Here is a 14,237-nt window from a genome sequence, read left to right as displayed (position 1 = left end):
ATCAGCCTCGAGCTATGTGAGGTCAATCACGGTCGACGACGGGCGCCCCAGGCGAAGTTCTCCAGCACCATCGCAAGGGGATCCGACATGACGAGCACCACCCGAAGCCCGCTGGGAACCGCGCTCCGCGCCTGCTTTCCCGCGCTCACCGCGACCTTCGTGCTCAGCCTCTTCATCAATGCGAGCATGCTCGCCTCGCCCCTCTATTCCATGCAGGTCTACGACCGCGTCCTCACCAGCCGCAATCTCGGCACGCTGGTCATGCTGACGCTCATTGTCGGTGTTTTCCTCGTGCTGTACGGCGTCCTGGAATTCGCACGCTCCGGCGTGCTGGCCCGGGCCGGCGTGCAGTTCGAAGGCACGCTGCGCCACCCGCTGTTCGAGACGATGATGAAGGCGGAGCTGTCGCCGCGGCATCGCTTCGGCCAGCAGATCATCCGTGACGCCGAGACCATCCGCGACTGCATCTCCAGCGGCACCGCCGCCATCGCCTGCGATTTGCCGTGGACGCCGGTGTTCGTCGCGCTGTGCTTTCTGCAGCATGCCTATCTCGGCATCCTCTCTTTGCTCGGCGCGACAGTGCTGTTCTCGCTGGCGCTGCTCACCGAATTCTACACGCGCGCCAGCGTCGAGCGCACCAATGCGCTGGCCAACGAGGCCTCGCGCTTCGTCGCGGCGGCGCTGCGCAATGGCGAGGTCGTGCGCGGCCTCGGCATGGGCGACATCGTCCTGGACCGCTGGAGTTGCCGTCAGTCGGCGATGGTCGATGCCCACAGCACCCTCGTCGAGCGCGGCGCGGCGATGCATTCCGTGACCAAGTTCGCGCGTATGGCGGTGCAGACCTCGCTGCTGTGCATCGGCGCGTGGCTCGCGATTGAGCAGCAGATCTCGCCCGGCGCGATGATGGCGACCTCCATCATCATGGGCCGCGCGCTGGCCCCGGTCGAGCAGGTCGTCGGCCAGTGGAAGCGCATCATCGCATTCCGCTCCGCCTATCGCAGGCTGGAGGACCTGTTCCAGGCGCTGCCGGTCACGGCTGCGCCGACCGCACTACCGACGCCACGCGGCGACATCGACGTCGAGAACGCCGTGGTGTGGCCACCGGCGGCGGGCCGTCCCTCGGTCAAGGGCGTCAGCTTTTCGCTCAAGGCCGGCGAGAGTCTCGCGATCGTCGGCGCCTCCGCCAGCGGCAAGTCGAGTATGGCGCGCGCCATGGCCGGCGTCTGGCCGCTGCGCGAAGGTGTGATCCGCATCGACGGCGCCGCCTACAGCCAGTGGGACCCAAACCGGCTCGGCAAGCATATCGGCTACCTGCCACAGGACATCGAACTGTTCGCAGGCACCGTCGCCGACAACATCGCCCGGCTTGCGAAGGTGGATGAGGCCGCCGTCGTCGCTGCCGCCAAGGCCGCCGGCGCGCATGAGGTGATCCTGCGCCTGCCCAACGGCTACGACACTCCGATCGGCGAAGGCGGCGTGGCGTTGTCCGGAGGCATGCGCCAGCGCGTCGGCCTGGCCCGCGCGCTGTACGGCGATCCACGGCTCTTGATCCTCGACGAGCCGAACTCGAACCTCGACGAGGACGGCGAGCGGGCGTTGGCGCAGGCCATGGCCCAGGCGAAGGCCGCCGGCCGAACCGTGATCGTCGTCACGCACCGGCCGCAGCTTTTGGCGCATGTTGACCGCATCATGGTGATGGCCTTCGGCAAGACGCTGGCGTTCGGCCCGCGCGACGAGGTGATCGCCAAGATGCGCGGCCAGCGTGTCGTCGTCGCCCACGACCGGGCGACGGCCAGCGCCGCGGCCTGAACGGACCCCAATGCAGATCGCACACCGCAAGGAGCCAGCCATGATCAAGTTCACATCGCACGCACGGACACTCCAGCTGGCGCTCGCGACCGCCGTCCTGCTGCCGATGTCGGCTTCAGCGGAGACACCGATGACCGCGCGTCAGATGCTGGCCCACGCGCAAACCCAAGCTCTCAACGTCCCCGGCGACATCAAGCAGCCGGCGCCGGACAGCAGTGAAAGGATCGTCAGCGAGTCCGCCGCCTCGGGCGGTGCTTCCATCGCAGCCCCGCTTCCGGTAATCGAGCCGCCGACGCCGATCTCGGCGCCAGCATCGACGCTCACCGCATTGGCCGTGCCCGTCCCGGCACCTGAGGGGGCTTTGTTGCAATCGCGTACCAACTCGCTCACGGCCGCCGCGCCCGTTGCTGAAGCTGCCAAGGCGTCGAATGCCGTGCTCGCAACTCCGCCCGTGGCGGCCACCACTGAAACACGCCCTGTGGCACCGACCGCGACGCCGCCCGCCACGACCGCAGCTTCACCGGCCATCGTCCCCGCAGTCGCTCCTGCTGCCGCGCCGACCCAGCCCGGTCTGACGGCCGCGGCGCCCACGCAGACGACGCGGACGAAAGCGACGACCTTGCCATCCGCCGAAAAGACTGCACTTGCGCGGCATCAGCCGACGAGTGCCGATGCGTCAGCGGCCCGCCCTGCTCCCAAGCCGAGTGCGAGATCGTCGAGGCACAGCGACGACGACGCCATCAGCACGCGGATCTCGCGCATCATGCGCCGGCCGGAGGTGCAGTCATTGATGTCGCAGTATGGCCTGGACTGACAACCAGCACCGCCGGACGATGGACGCCGATCGACGTCAGGTCCGGCGGCTGATCAGCTGGCCGGATCGAACATGCACTGCAGGGCAGGCTTCGCGATCTTGGTGAACGTAGGACCGATCTCGGCCTGCTTCGGCGCGGGCACCCAATCGGTCTCGATGGTCGGCACGCCGGTCTCACTGATGCCGCGCAGCAGCGCCTCTCGCAAGTCGGCATCCTCCACCATCGCGGCCGCATGATCATGCAGGCAGGAGCAGACAGCTTCAGGATGCGCCCACCGGTCAAGCATATGAGGCGCACATTGCCGTACGAACTCGCTGCGCAGATCGGGCAATCGGGTCGTTATCCGCGCCTCGACGGAGGACCAGAAGAGGCACGACAGCACGGCAAGCGCCGCAGCACCCAGTCGAAAACGCATGGTGGACCGCTGGTATTCGTTTTTCGTCATGTCATCCACGCGGGCCCGGACGACACGATTCGCATGTCGCTGACGCCAGCATTGGTTTCATATCCGCTTCACGTTTCAAGCGGCCTGCGGCACAGGCCCAAAATGGTTTCATGGCCCCGCCGCTTCGTTTCATCGCGACCGACCCGACGACACAAAATACAATCAAAACGAGAGTGATCTAAAACCCCAAGCAGAAGAATGTTTCACTTGCCTTGGGCGAGCCAGCGCCCTCCGGGGCAGCCGCCATTTCTGCCGATGGCGAGCTTCTTAACGACCTTACGTTAACTGTGGCCGGCAGGGAGAACCTCCCAGCTCACCACGGCAACCCAGCAGCGCGCGGCGCGTTGGGAGACGACGTTGCTCCCTCAGGGTCACCATGGACAAGCGCTCGCACACACCCAAACCGAAGGTATCACGCCGCAGCTCCCTGGCTGCACCGATGGCGCAGCAGCGAACCGAGAGCTACGCCGGCTCGACGCCACAGAGCCTGGTGCGGCTGATCGGCTGCCACGATCCTGCCAAGCACAAATTGCCCGGCAAGGCTTTCGGCAGCCGATCGTCTCTTGGCAGGTCCCTTATTGAATGAAATCGCCGCACTTCTGGACCACGCCGTCGTCGGCTTTGCCCCAAGGCATGACCGGAACGGAGGAGGTCGAGTTCTTCGGCGATCCCTCGATCAGCCTGTCTGAGTAAACCATGTAGACGAGCACGTTGCGCTTGGCGTCGCAGCCGCGAACGATCTGCATCTTCTTGAAGAACAGCGACCGTCGCTGCCGGAACATGTCGTCGGCCTGTTCGAGCTTGCGTTTGAACCTGATCGGGCCGATCTGCCGGCATGCGAGCGAGATGTCGGAGACTTCCTCGGCCAGGCCCAGCCAACCGGCATAGCCGCCCTTCTGCGGCACCGTGAAGTGGCAGGCGACGCCCTCTACCTCTGGATCATCAACGCCATAGGTCGCGAGCTTGTCATTCGGGCTGAGCAGTTTGAACACGGTCGACCGACGGAAGATCAGATCCGGCTCGTCTGCGGCGTATGCTGAGATCACAGGCGAGGACAATCCGATAAGCAGTAGGCAAACGAGGGTTTTCAGCCACAGATCAAACCGTTTGGTGGCTCTGAACGACATGTCGGTCTCCGTTATACCGCCGATGCTCGGCATACCGCCCATGTAGGGACACAAATGCCTGCAAGGAAGGCGCTCCAGCCCCTGACCTTCCACTACCCCGTTTAACGGGATGTGAGGCTTTTCTGCTACGATTGGAACGAAATCACGCAGGGCAGAAGCCCAAGCTGGTGAACGCAGACTCCGTCTGCGACACTAAAGACCAGATGGTTCTTGAGGATTTGCCGGAATGCTCTGCGTTCGTGCAGCCGCCAGGGGGCGGTTCTATTGTGCAGCAATCGTTTCAGTCCCGCTTGCCATAGCAGTGACCTCACAGGCTGGCGCAGCGTCTTATTACTACTGGAACGACGCGCAGCCCATCACCATTGCTCCGACCGTACGCCCGGCCGCTCCGCGCAAGCCCAAGGCGCGCCACCTTGAGACGCTGACCAAGACCGAGAAGGAGGCTGCCAAGCCGCAAGCGCCGCTCACGATCGCGGTGTCGATCAACAAGCAGCAGCTGAAGGTCTACGACGCAAACGGCCTGTTCGCGGAGGCACCCGTCTCGACCGGCATGAAGGGGCATTCCACGCCGATGGGCGTGTTCAGCGTCATTCAGAAGCAGAGATACCATCGCTCCAACATCTACAGCGGCGCCCCGATGCCGTTCATGCAGCGCATCACCTGGTCCGGCGTCGCGCTCCACGCGGGCGTGCTGCCGGGCTACCCGGCGTCGCATGGCTGCATCCGCATGCCGGCAAGCTTTGCAACCCGCATCTATGGCTGGACGCGGATGGGATCCCGGGTCCTGGTCACGCCGAGCGAGGTGGCTCCTGCGAGTTTCTCGCATCCGATGCTCGCTGCACTGAAGGCGCCGCAGCCGAGCGCATCGGTGCAACCCAATGCGACTGCGCCCGCAGCGATCAAGTCGGACAAGGGCACCGCCATCACCACCGCGATCACAGTCGCGACGACGGATCTGCGCGCCACGATCGGTCATGCCGAGAGCCCCCGCTTCGAAGGATCGCCAACCGCGTCGGGCCAGGTGCGGACCGCCGATGCCACCAACGCCAATGGGCTGCCACCGAAGATCTCGGACGCTTCGCCAAGCGCCGAACCACCGCGTTCACCCGCGGCGGAGGTTCGGAGCGATGCTGCCGATCTGAAGCCCAGTGTCGCCGAGACCATGATTGAGCACGCGACCGCCGACGCAGAGGCCAAGCCAGGCGCCCCGGCCGGGGTCAGGATCGAGGAGCAGGACGAGGCCAAGTCTGCCCCCAGCGAAGTAGCTCCGGCGAGGCAGCCCACGACTGCTGCGCAGGTGGCCGCTCCGGCTATCGAGAGGCCGGCTGCGGCGTCGGCGAATGCCGAAGCCACCGGTTCAACCGAGCTCAAGCCTGCTGATTCCAAGTCGGCTGAGTCCAAGCCTGCCGACGCCGCGATCGCGGACCAGCCTGCGCCGCCGCCCACACCGGCGGCAGAGGCACCGGCGAAGCCAGTCGACCCCAACGATCTCGCCAAGGATCAGTCGCGTGTTGCCGCACCGGACAAGCCGATTGCGCCCAAGCCCGAGTTGAAGCGCAACAGCCAGATCGCGATCTTCATCAGCCGCAAGGATTCGAAGCTGTACGTGCGGCAGAACTTCGCTCCGGTGTTCAACACCCCCGTCACCATCGCACCGGGCGACAAGCCGCTCGGCACCCACGTGTTCACCGCGACGGCTGACAAGGCCGATCCGGCGACGATGCGCTGGTCGGTCGTCTCGCTGCCCTCCTCGGCGCGGAGCGCCGCGGCGACCGATGTCGCGGCCAAGGCGGCCCGGCGCGGTAAGAGGTCCGCGGGCGCCGATGCCGAGCTGAAACAGGTCGTTCCGCTGAGCAGCGCAGCCGAGGCGCTCGATCGCATCACCATTCCCGCCGACGTCATGGCGTGGCTCGGCGAAGCCCTGTCGACTGGAAGTTCGCTGATCGTCTCCGATCAAGGCATCAACCAGGGCGAAACCGGCGAGGGCACGGAGTTCATCCTTTCGCTGCGCTGACGACCGACGACGTCCCTCTTTCCGCCCCACGGCAGGGGTATCCCGTGCCGGAACGCAGTCTGATCCAGCGCCACGTCGCGGCCGTTCAAGCAGCGGCCGGTCGAGCGCGGGCACATTCATGCTGACGGGGCTGGCTCTGCTCAGGGAGATTCACAATGATCGATCGCAGGATGGTTGTTCTCGGCATCGGCGCCTCGTTGTCGGGCGCGACGCTCACGTCGCAGGCTGCTCATGCCGACAATGCGGTGAGCAAGATGACCGCCTATCGCTTCTCCTTCCCCGCGCTGGCCGGTGAGCCGATCCGGCTCGCCGATTTCGCGGGCAAGCCGGTGCTGGTGGTCAACACGGCCTCCCAGTGCGGCTATACCCCGCAATACACCGGCCTCCAGAAGCTGTGGAGCGAGTTCCATCAGCGCGGGCTAGCGATCATCGCAGTCCCCTCCAACGACTTCAACCAGGAGCCCGGCATCGCGGGCGACATCGCCGAGCTGGCCAACAAGGAGTACGGCGTCACCTTCCCGATGACCGCAAAAGCGGTGGTCACCGGTTCCAACGCCCACCCATTCTACCGCTGGGCCGCCGAGGCGCGGCCCAAGGAGACGCCGCGCTGGAACTTTCACAAATATCTGATCGGCCGTGACGGCTACATCACCGACGTGTTCGCCTCCTCGGTCGAGCCGACGGATACGCGGGTCAAGACCGCGGTCGCCCGGCTGCTGGCGGACGGCTGAGCAACACTCGGCAGGAATGCGGCGGAAGCCGGCAACTTCCCCCGTGTTTTTGCCTCGTTTCCTTTTGGCGCCCATCCGGCAGCTGGGCTAGTATCCCCAACCGGATGACGGAGCGACTCTCGACGCTGGCGCTCCCGTTGCAACAACCCCGAGGAAACACGATGCGGATTGCAGCAGGATTGGTGTTCGCGAGTTCTTTGGCGGCTTCGCTGTTGACGTCTGGCGCGGCCTGGTCGCAGGCGCAGCGCACGGCGGCGGCGCCGACCCCGGCTGCTGCTGGTCCCGCACCGGCCCCTGTTCCCGCCGTGGCCGCCCAGACGCAGCCGCCGCGCGCACCCTGCATGAACCCCGATGCGCTCGGCGTCGGCCGCACCGTCGAGATCGACACGACGGGCGGTCCGGGATTCGGCTTCGAGCACTTCAAGGACCTCGACTTCCTCAAGGATCATGAAGTGGTCCTGACGTTCGACGACGGCCCATGGCCGGAGAACACGCCCAGCGTGCTCAAGGCGCTTGCCGACCAGTGCACCACCGGCATCTTCTTCATCATCGGCAAGCATGCGACCTATTATCCGGAGATCCTGAAGCAGGTCTACAATGCCGGCCACACGGTCGGCACGCACACCTGGTCGCACGCGGCGCTGACCAACAAGAAGCTGACCGAGGATCAACGCAAGGAAGAGATCGAGCTCGGCATCAGCGCCGTGAAATGGGCGCTCGGCGGCAATTCGCCGGCGCCGTTCTTCCGCTTCCCGGCATTGCAGCATCCGCCGGAGATCGTGACCTATCTCGGCACCCGCAACATCGGCATCTTCTCCTGCGATCTCGACTCGTTCGACTTCAAGGCGCGCAATGCGCAGGCGGTGATCGACGTCACCTTCAAGAAGCTCGACAAGCTCGGCAAGGGCATCATCCTGATGCACGACTTCCACAAGCACACCGCCGAGGCCCTGCCCGAGCTGCTGCGCCGCCTGAAGGCCGGCGGCTACAAGGTGGTCGCGATGCGCGCCAAGGCGCCGGTGCAGTCGCTGCCGCAATATGACGAGCAGCTCAGCAAGGTCGCGAAGCTGCCGACGGTGAGCCAACGGCCGGTCTCGAGCGTTGTGACGACAGTGTCCGAATGAGACAGGATTCCTTTCGTCAGTGACCAAGCTTCGTCTCGAAGGTTACGTGATCGTGTCGGCCGACGGGATGTTGGCCGACGCGAGCAATGCGATGCCGCCCGCCCTGAAATTTCCCGGCGACGCCGCATTCTTTTCCCAGGCCCTCGATGGCGCCGATCTGATCGTCCACGGCCGCAACTCCTATGAGGACCAGCCGAATTCGCCGAAGCGCCGGCGCATCGTCGTGACCGGCAAGGTCGCGGGGCTGGCGCCGGATCCGGAAAAGCCGCTCTCCACCCTTTGGAATCCGGCGGGTGCCTCGTTCGAAGCCGCCTGTGAAGCCGCGGGCGTCGGCTCTGGCACGGTGGCGGTGATCGGCGGCCCCGTCGTGTTCGAGATGTTCATGGACCGCTACGAGACCTTCTTCCTGTCGCTCGCGCCCCACGTCTCCCTGCCCGGCGGCGCGCCGTGCTTTCCCGGCATCGGTCCCGACCGTTCGCCGCAGCAGGTGCTGACGGCCCACGGCTACACGCCCGCCAATCAGCTGATGCTCGATCCCGTCCACGACGTCAGCGTGACCGCCTGGAAACGCACCGCTTGAGGCTCCCCTCTAGATGTCTCCATACGCGCTCTGCTCCGGTGCCTTCGGACCCTTGCCGTAGCCGAAGATCATGAACAGCGCGCCGATGATCGACAGGTTCTTCAGCGCGTCGATCAGGGTCTTGGCGTTGTCGGGCGGGGCCTGGTTCCAGAAGTCATGGAAGTAGAAGATGGTCGCGCCGACGAACACGATCATCAGAGCCGCGAAGAAACGCCCGAGAAAATTGAGCGCGATCATCACGCCGGCGAGCACCTCGAACGCGCCGGCCGCGATCGCCAGGATCTGCGGCATCGGCATCCTGGCAGCGGCCTCGAGCTGCGCCGCATAGGGCGCGAGCATCGTGGGAATCGTGACCTTGGCGGCGATGAGATCGGCGGTGGCGGGAATGCCGAACAGCTTGGTCGCGCCCGTGTAGATGAAGATCACGGCGAACAGAACGCGCCCGAATGTAATGAAACCCGGCATTCTCGCCCTCACGGATCAACTTCAAACGATGTGTCGCCGGCCCACCGGGCCGGATATGTGACGTCGCGAACGCTTTTCAACAATAAAGGCGGGCGGAATACGACCGAAACCGGACGAATTCCGCCACACTTCGATCACGCCAACAACGTCACGCAAACAGCGTCGGCTGCGCCCTCCCCGCCCGTTCCTGGGCTTCGACCGCGGCCACCGCCGTCATGTTGAGAATGCCGCGCGCCGTCACCGACGGCGTCAGGATGTGCGCCGGGCGCGCCGGGCCGATCAGGATCGGCCCCACCGGGACCGCATCCGCCAGCACCTTGATCATCTGATAGGCGACGTTGGCGGCGTCGAGATTCGGCATGATCAGGACATTGGCCGAGCCTTCGAGATCCGAATGCGGCAGGATCGCCTTGCGCGCGGTCGCCGACAGCGCGGTGTCGCCCTGCATCTCGCCGTCGGCCTCGAGGTCGGGACGATGCTGCTTCAGCAATGCCGTCGCCTGCCGCATCTTGCGCGAGGACTCGGTGTCGTAGCCACCGAAATCGGAATGCGAGACGAAGGCAATCTTCGGCTTGATGTTGAATCGCGTGACGTGGTTGGCCGCGAGCGACGCCATCTCGGCGAGCTCTTCGGCCGTGGGATCCGGCCGCACCTGGGTATCGCCGATGAAATAGGCGCCCTTGCTGGTGATGGTGAGCGCCAGCGCCGCGTAGTCGCTGACCCCCGGCATGAAGCCGATGATCTCACGGACGTGGCGCAGATGGCTCATGTAGCGCCCCTCGACGCCGCAGATCATCGCATCCGCCTCGCCCCTGACGACCGCGAGCGCCGCGATGACCGTGGCGTTGGTACGCACCACCGTGCGCGCCGCATCCGGCGTCACGCCGCGCCGTCCCGCGATCTCGATGTAGCTCTGCACATAGGAGCGGTAGCGCGGATCGTCCTCGGGGTTGATCAGGTCGAAATCACGCCCGGCCTTGATCGACAGGCCGAAGCGCTTGATGCGGGCCTCGACCACGCTGGGACGGCCGACCAGGATCGGCCGCGCCAGCTTCTCCTCCAGCACGACCTGGGTGGCGCGCAGCACACGCTCGTCCTCGCCCTCGGCATAGATCACGCGGACCGGCTGCGTCTTCGCCTTGGCGAACACCGGCTTCATGACCAGGCCGGAGCGGAACGCAAAACGTTCCAGCAGCGCGGTGTACTCGTCGAAATTGGTGATCGGCCGCGTCGCGACTCCGGACTCCATCGCCGCCTTCGCCACCGCCGGCGCAATGCGCAGGATCAGGCGCGGATCGAATGGCGAGGGGATCAGCGAACCCGGACCAAAACCCTGCGTCTCGCCGGTGTCGAAGCCGCGGCTGACCGCGTCCGACGGCGGGTCCTGGGCAAGCTGCGCGATCGCGTCGACCGCCGCCTGCTTCATCGCCTCGTTGATGGCGGTGGCGCCGACGTCGAGCGCGCCGCGGAAGATGAACGGGAAGCAGAGAACGTTGTTGACTTGGTTCGGGAAGTCCGAGCGCCCGGTGCAGATCATCGCGTCCGGCCGCGCCGCGCGCGCCTCCTCCGGCATGATCTCCGGGTTGGGATTGGCCAGCGCCATGATCAGCGGTTTCTCGGCCATCTGCTTGAGCAGCTCCGGCTTCAGCACGCCGCCGGCGGACAGCCCGAGGAAGATGTCGGCGCCGCCGATCACCTCGGCCAAGGTCCGCTTGTCGGTCTTCTGCGCATAGACCGCTTTCCACGGGTCCATCAGCGTGTTGCGGCCCTCATGGACGACGCCGTCGATGTCGCAGACCCAGATGTTCTTGCGCTGCGCACCCATCGAGACCAGCAGATTGAGGCAGGCGATCGCGGCGGCGCCGGCGCCCGACGTCACGATCTTGACCTCGGAGAGCTGCTTGCCGGCCAGCGACAGCGCATTCTTGATCGCGGCGCCGACGATGATCGCGGTGCCGTGCTGGTCGTCATGGAAGACCGGGATCTTCATGCGCTCCTTGAGCCGCGCCTCGATCTCGAAGCACTCCGGTCCCTTGATGTCCTCGAGGTTGATGCCGCCGAAGGTCGGCTCCAGTGCCGCGACCGTCTCGACCACCCGATCAATCGTGTCGGCCGCGATCTCGATGTCGAACACGTCGATGCCGGCGAATTTCTTGAACAGGACCGCCTTGCCCTCCATCACCGGCTTGGACGCCAGCGGGCCAATATTGCCGAGGCCGAGCACGGCGGTACCGTTGGAGACGACGGCGACCAGGTTGGCGCGCGCAGTCAGCGTGGCGGCCTCGGCCGGGCTGTTGGCGATCTCGGTGCAGGCGGCGGCAACGCCCGGCGAATAGGCCAGCGCCAGGTCGCGCTGGTTGGCGAGCGGCTTGGTAGCCTGGATCTCCAGCTTGCCCGGCCGTGGCAGCCGGTGATAGGCCAGGGCTGCGGAACGAAGATCTTCAGAATAGGACGACGACATACGTGCTCCAGCGTTTCCGACCCGGATTTTTGGTCTCTTGAGTCTCGGTCAGACGTCGGTTTTTCCGGCCGGTGGAAGTGCATGTGATGCACGTTGGGCGGCTTTCATGCAACATCCGAAACCATGTTCGCCGGCATCCCGGGCCAGCGATTCCCCAGTTCGCAGAAGCACATCCCTACTCCATCGATTTCATTGAGACCATCATCACTTGCTGCCTAAGCCTTGGGCGGAGCACATCAAATGACCCGTATCCTGATCGGAATTCTCACGGCTGCCGCGCTGGCCGTCGCCGGCTTCGTCGGCTTGCCCTGGTACGCCCAGAGCCGCGCCGAGCGCGAGGTCGAGGCCAGCTTTGCCCAGATCCGGCAGAGCGGCGCCACGGCCACCCATGGCAAGGTCGCCTTCGACCTGTGGAGCCGCAAGTTGACCATCGCCGACGTCAAGCTCGAATCGGCCGCCCAGCCGCCGGCCAGCGTCACGCTCGGCACCATCACCGCGACCGGGCTGAGCCAGCCTGATTCCGAGCATGTCACGGCCGCCAGCATCGAGATAAGCGACATCGCCATGGCCGGCCAGATCCCCGGCCCGTCGCCGCTCCGGCTGAGCTACAAGCTGCCGCAACTGCTGGTGAAGGATTATGCCGGCCCGGCGCGGTTCGCCGCGCTCCCGGCCGGCGCCGGCATGCTCGAGACCTCCCACGCGCTCACCCAACAGCTCGCCACCATCAGCGCCACCTCGGCCACGGTGCCGCGGGTCACCGGCACGATGGAAGGCGGCCCCTCGGTCGGGCCGACCGAGTTCGGCTATTCCGGGCTGGTGGTGGACGACATCAAGGGCGGCCGCATCGGCAACTACAAGATCCAGGAGGTCACCTTCAGCACCGCGGCGCAACCGCCGAACGGCAAGGTCGAGACGGTGCGCGGCCGCATGCTCGACGTCGTGACCAAGGACATCGACGTCAACGCCATCGTCGCTCTGCTCGCGCCCGAGTCCGCCACCGACGATCGTGTCGTCCGCCTGAGCGGCGTCGCCGGGGCAGGCCTCTACGAGATCACGTCCGATCTCGGCATGCGCATGCACATCGACAGCCTCACGATGGACCAGTTCGGCGTGCGGCCGTCGCGCATCCAACTGCCGGCGCTGGTCGCCGCCCTGACGCCGACCTCGCCGCGAACGAGCGCCATGACGCCGGACCTCATCGACAAGGTGGCCAGCATCTATGACGGCGTCCTGTTCAAGAACGTCGAGGTCAAAGGCCTCGCGGTCGAGACTCCCGACGGCCCGGTCAAGGTCGCGTTGACGCGGTTCGACCTCGACGACGGCAAGGGCGACGTCGCGTTCGAGGGCTTCGACGGCCGGACCCCGAACGGACCGGTCAAGCTCGGCCGCTTCGCCGTGAAGCGCTTCGACATGGGCGGCCTGCTGCGCCACACCGCCAAATTCGCCGTACCGGGAGCCAAGCCAGGTCCGGCCGAAGCCCTGGCGCTGTTCAAGCTGATCGGCGGCATCGAGCTGAAGGCGCTGACGACGTCCTACAAGGCGAGCACCAAGCCGGTCCAGATCGACAATTTCAGCCTCGACTGGGGCCAGTTCGTCGGTCCCATCCCGACCCAGGCACACCTGGTCGCCAAGATGGCCGGACCGCTCGATACGTCCAATCCGGCCTTGCTGCCGCTGCTGGTCGCCGGCATCGACACCGCCGCCTTCGACGCCGATCTCGGCCTCGGCTGGACCGAGAGCTCGGGCGCCTTCGCGCTTCAACCGTTCAAGCTCGAGGTCAGCAACCTCATCGCAGCCTCGGCCAGCATGTCGCTGTCGCAGGTGCCGCGCGACGTGTTCACCATCGACCTGCAGCAGGCGACGACGGCCGCGGCGCAGATCGAGGCCAGCGGGCTGGAATTGACCCTGCGCGATCTCGGCGCGGTCGACGTGCTCGTCGCCAATTATGCGCGCGGTCATTCGATCACGCGGGACGCCGCGCGCAAGGCGCTGGTCGACAGCATCAAGGCAATCGGCGCGCAGGTCGCGGCCGACAACGTCGATGTCGCCGGTGCCGTCGATGCGATCAGCCGCTTCGTCGAGCGGCCGCACCAGACCTTCACGCTGAAGCTCTCGCCGCGCGCCAAGGTCCCGGCCCTGCAGCTCGCCCAGCTCATCGCCATCGACCCGCCGAGCGCGCTGGCGCAGTTCAAGATCGAGGCGCAGACCGCGCCGTAACTTGAGCCGTGACGTGGAAGGAGGAGCGAGTACCCGCCTCTCTCCTCCGTCATTCCGGGGCACGCGCAGCGCGAGCTCGGAGTCCATAGTCCCGACTCTGCGCGAGGATCGAGACGCCTGAACGCACGACATTCTTCACCAACTACTGTTCGGGAGTATGGATTCCGGGCTCGCGCTGCGCGCGCCCCGGAACGACGACGGAGGGATTCCGCATGGGCTGACATCGGCGCCGACGGTGAGGACCGCGCGGGACCCATAACGTCCGCTCTCACCATGTCGCCGATTCATGCGCATGAACTCAACCCGCGCCTCCACGATCTCGCGGCGTTCTCCGCCCGAGTTCGTCCGGTCGTTCGGCCCTCTGCCATTCGAAGAGGGCGCAGGGAATGCCGGGTGAAGGCCTATCGGGATAGGGGGGAGTCTCGCGACTCCACCCCTCCCACACCACC

At 65.9% G+C, this 14,237-nt stretch carries 12 protein-coding genes; 8 read left to right on the top strand and 4 right to left on the bottom strand.

Going from position 1 to position 14,237, the window contains the following annotated elements:
• Positions 1 to 87 precede the first annotated feature (87 nt).
• Together QX121_RS29015 and QX121_RS29010 are read left to right on the top strand one after the other, a co-directional pair.
• Positions 88 to 1,809: a type I secretion system permease/ATPase gene (locus QX121_RS29015; RefSeq protein WP_315813672.1), complete on the top strand. Its 1,722-nt coding sequence runs from the start codon at positions 88 to 90 to the stop codon at positions 1,807 to 1,809.
• Between the two features lie 10 nt (positions 1,810 to 1,819).
• Complete coding sequence (locus QX121_RS29010) at positions 1,820 to 2,623, top strand: hypothetical protein (RefSeq protein ID WP_315813671.1); 804 nt, start codon at positions 1,820 to 1,822, stop codon at positions 2,621 to 2,623.
• Positions 2,624 to 2,676: 53 nt separating this feature from the next.
• Here QX121_RS29010 and QX121_RS29005 read toward each other — a convergent pair whose 3' ends face one another.
• Positions 2,677 to 3,069 (bottom strand): hypothetical protein, encoded by a 393-nt coding sequence (locus QX121_RS29005; protein ID WP_409999382.1) that lies wholly within the window; start codon positions 3,067 to 3,069, stop codon positions 2,677 to 2,679.
• Between the two features lie 376 nt (positions 3,070 to 3,445).
• On the opposite strand from QX121_RS29005, the gene QX121_RS29000 reads away from it, so the two are divergent.
• On the top strand, positions 3,446 to 3,655 hold the full coding sequence (locus tag QX121_RS29000; RefSeq protein WP_315741116.1) for a hypothetical protein: 210 nt from the start codon (positions 3,446 to 3,448) through the stop codon (positions 3,653 to 3,655).
• Here QX121_RS29000 and QX121_RS28995 read toward each other — a convergent pair.
• The gene (locus QX121_RS28995) at positions 3,645 to 4,196 is read right to left on the bottom strand and encodes a CreA family protein (protein WP_315741115.1); all 552 of its coding nucleotides are present in this window, start codon (positions 4,194 to 4,196) and stop codon (positions 3,645 to 3,647) included. The genes QX121_RS29000 and QX121_RS28995 overlap by 11 nt on opposite strands.
• A gap of 226 nt (positions 4,197 to 4,422) precedes the next feature.
• Here QX121_RS28995 and QX121_RS28990 point away from each other — a divergent pair, with 226 nt between their 5' ends.
• The 4 genes from QX121_RS28990 to QX121_RS28975 all read left to right on the top strand — a co-directional run bounded on the left by QX121_RS28990 (position 4,423) and on the right by QX121_RS28975 (position 8,645).
• The gene (locus QX121_RS28990) at positions 4,423 to 6,210 is read left to right on the top strand and encodes a L,D-transpeptidase (protein WP_315813670.1); all 1,788 of its coding nucleotides are present in this window, start codon (positions 4,423 to 4,425) and stop codon (positions 6,208 to 6,210) included.
• Positions 6,211 to 6,365: 155 nt separating this feature from the next.
• Positions 6,366 to 6,941, top strand: a complete 576-nt coding sequence (locus QX121_RS28985) for a glutathione peroxidase (RefSeq protein WP_315813669.1) — start codon at positions 6,366 to 6,368, stop codon at positions 6,939 to 6,941.
• Between the two features lie 161 nt (positions 6,942 to 7,102).
• Entirely contained in the window at positions 7,103 to 8,065 is a 963-nt protein-coding gene (locus QX121_RS28980) for a polysaccharide deacetylase family protein (RefSeq protein ID WP_315813668.1), read from the top strand.
• Positions 8,066 to 8,084: 19 nt separating this feature from the next.
• Positions 8,085 to 8,645 (top strand): dihydrofolate reductase, encoded by a 561-nt coding sequence (locus QX121_RS28975; RefSeq protein WP_315813667.1) that lies wholly within the window; start codon positions 8,085 to 8,087, stop codon positions 8,643 to 8,645.
• A gap of 9 nt (positions 8,646 to 8,654) precedes the next feature.
• Here QX121_RS28975 and QX121_RS28970 read toward each other — a convergent pair whose 3' ends face one another.
• Complete coding sequence (locus tag QX121_RS28970) at positions 8,655 to 9,110, bottom strand: DoxX family protein (protein WP_315774570.1); 456 nt, start codon at positions 9,108 to 9,110, stop codon at positions 8,655 to 8,657.
• Between the two features lie 148 nt (positions 9,111 to 9,258).
• Entirely contained in the window at positions 9,259 to 11,571 is a 2,313-nt protein-coding gene (locus tag QX121_RS28965; protein WP_315755711.1) for an NADP-dependent malic enzyme, read from the bottom strand.
• A gap of 240 nt (positions 11,572 to 11,811) precedes the next feature.
• Between QX121_RS28965 and QX121_RS28960 the strand changes: the two genes are divergently transcribed.
• Complete coding sequence (locus tag QX121_RS28960; RefSeq protein WP_315813666.1) at positions 11,812 to 13,788, top strand: hypothetical protein; 1,977 nt, start codon at positions 11,812 to 11,814, stop codon at positions 13,786 to 13,788.
• Positions 13,789 to 14,237: the final 449 nt, after the last annotated feature.

This window comes from Bradyrhizobium sp. SZCCHNR2028 (assembly GCF_032380995.1).
In the GTDB taxonomy this organism is placed as follows: Bacteria; Pseudomonadota; Alphaproteobacteria; order Rhizobiales; family Xanthobacteraceae; genus Bradyrhizobium.
This window is presented reverse-complemented; position numbering and strand designations above follow the sequence as displayed.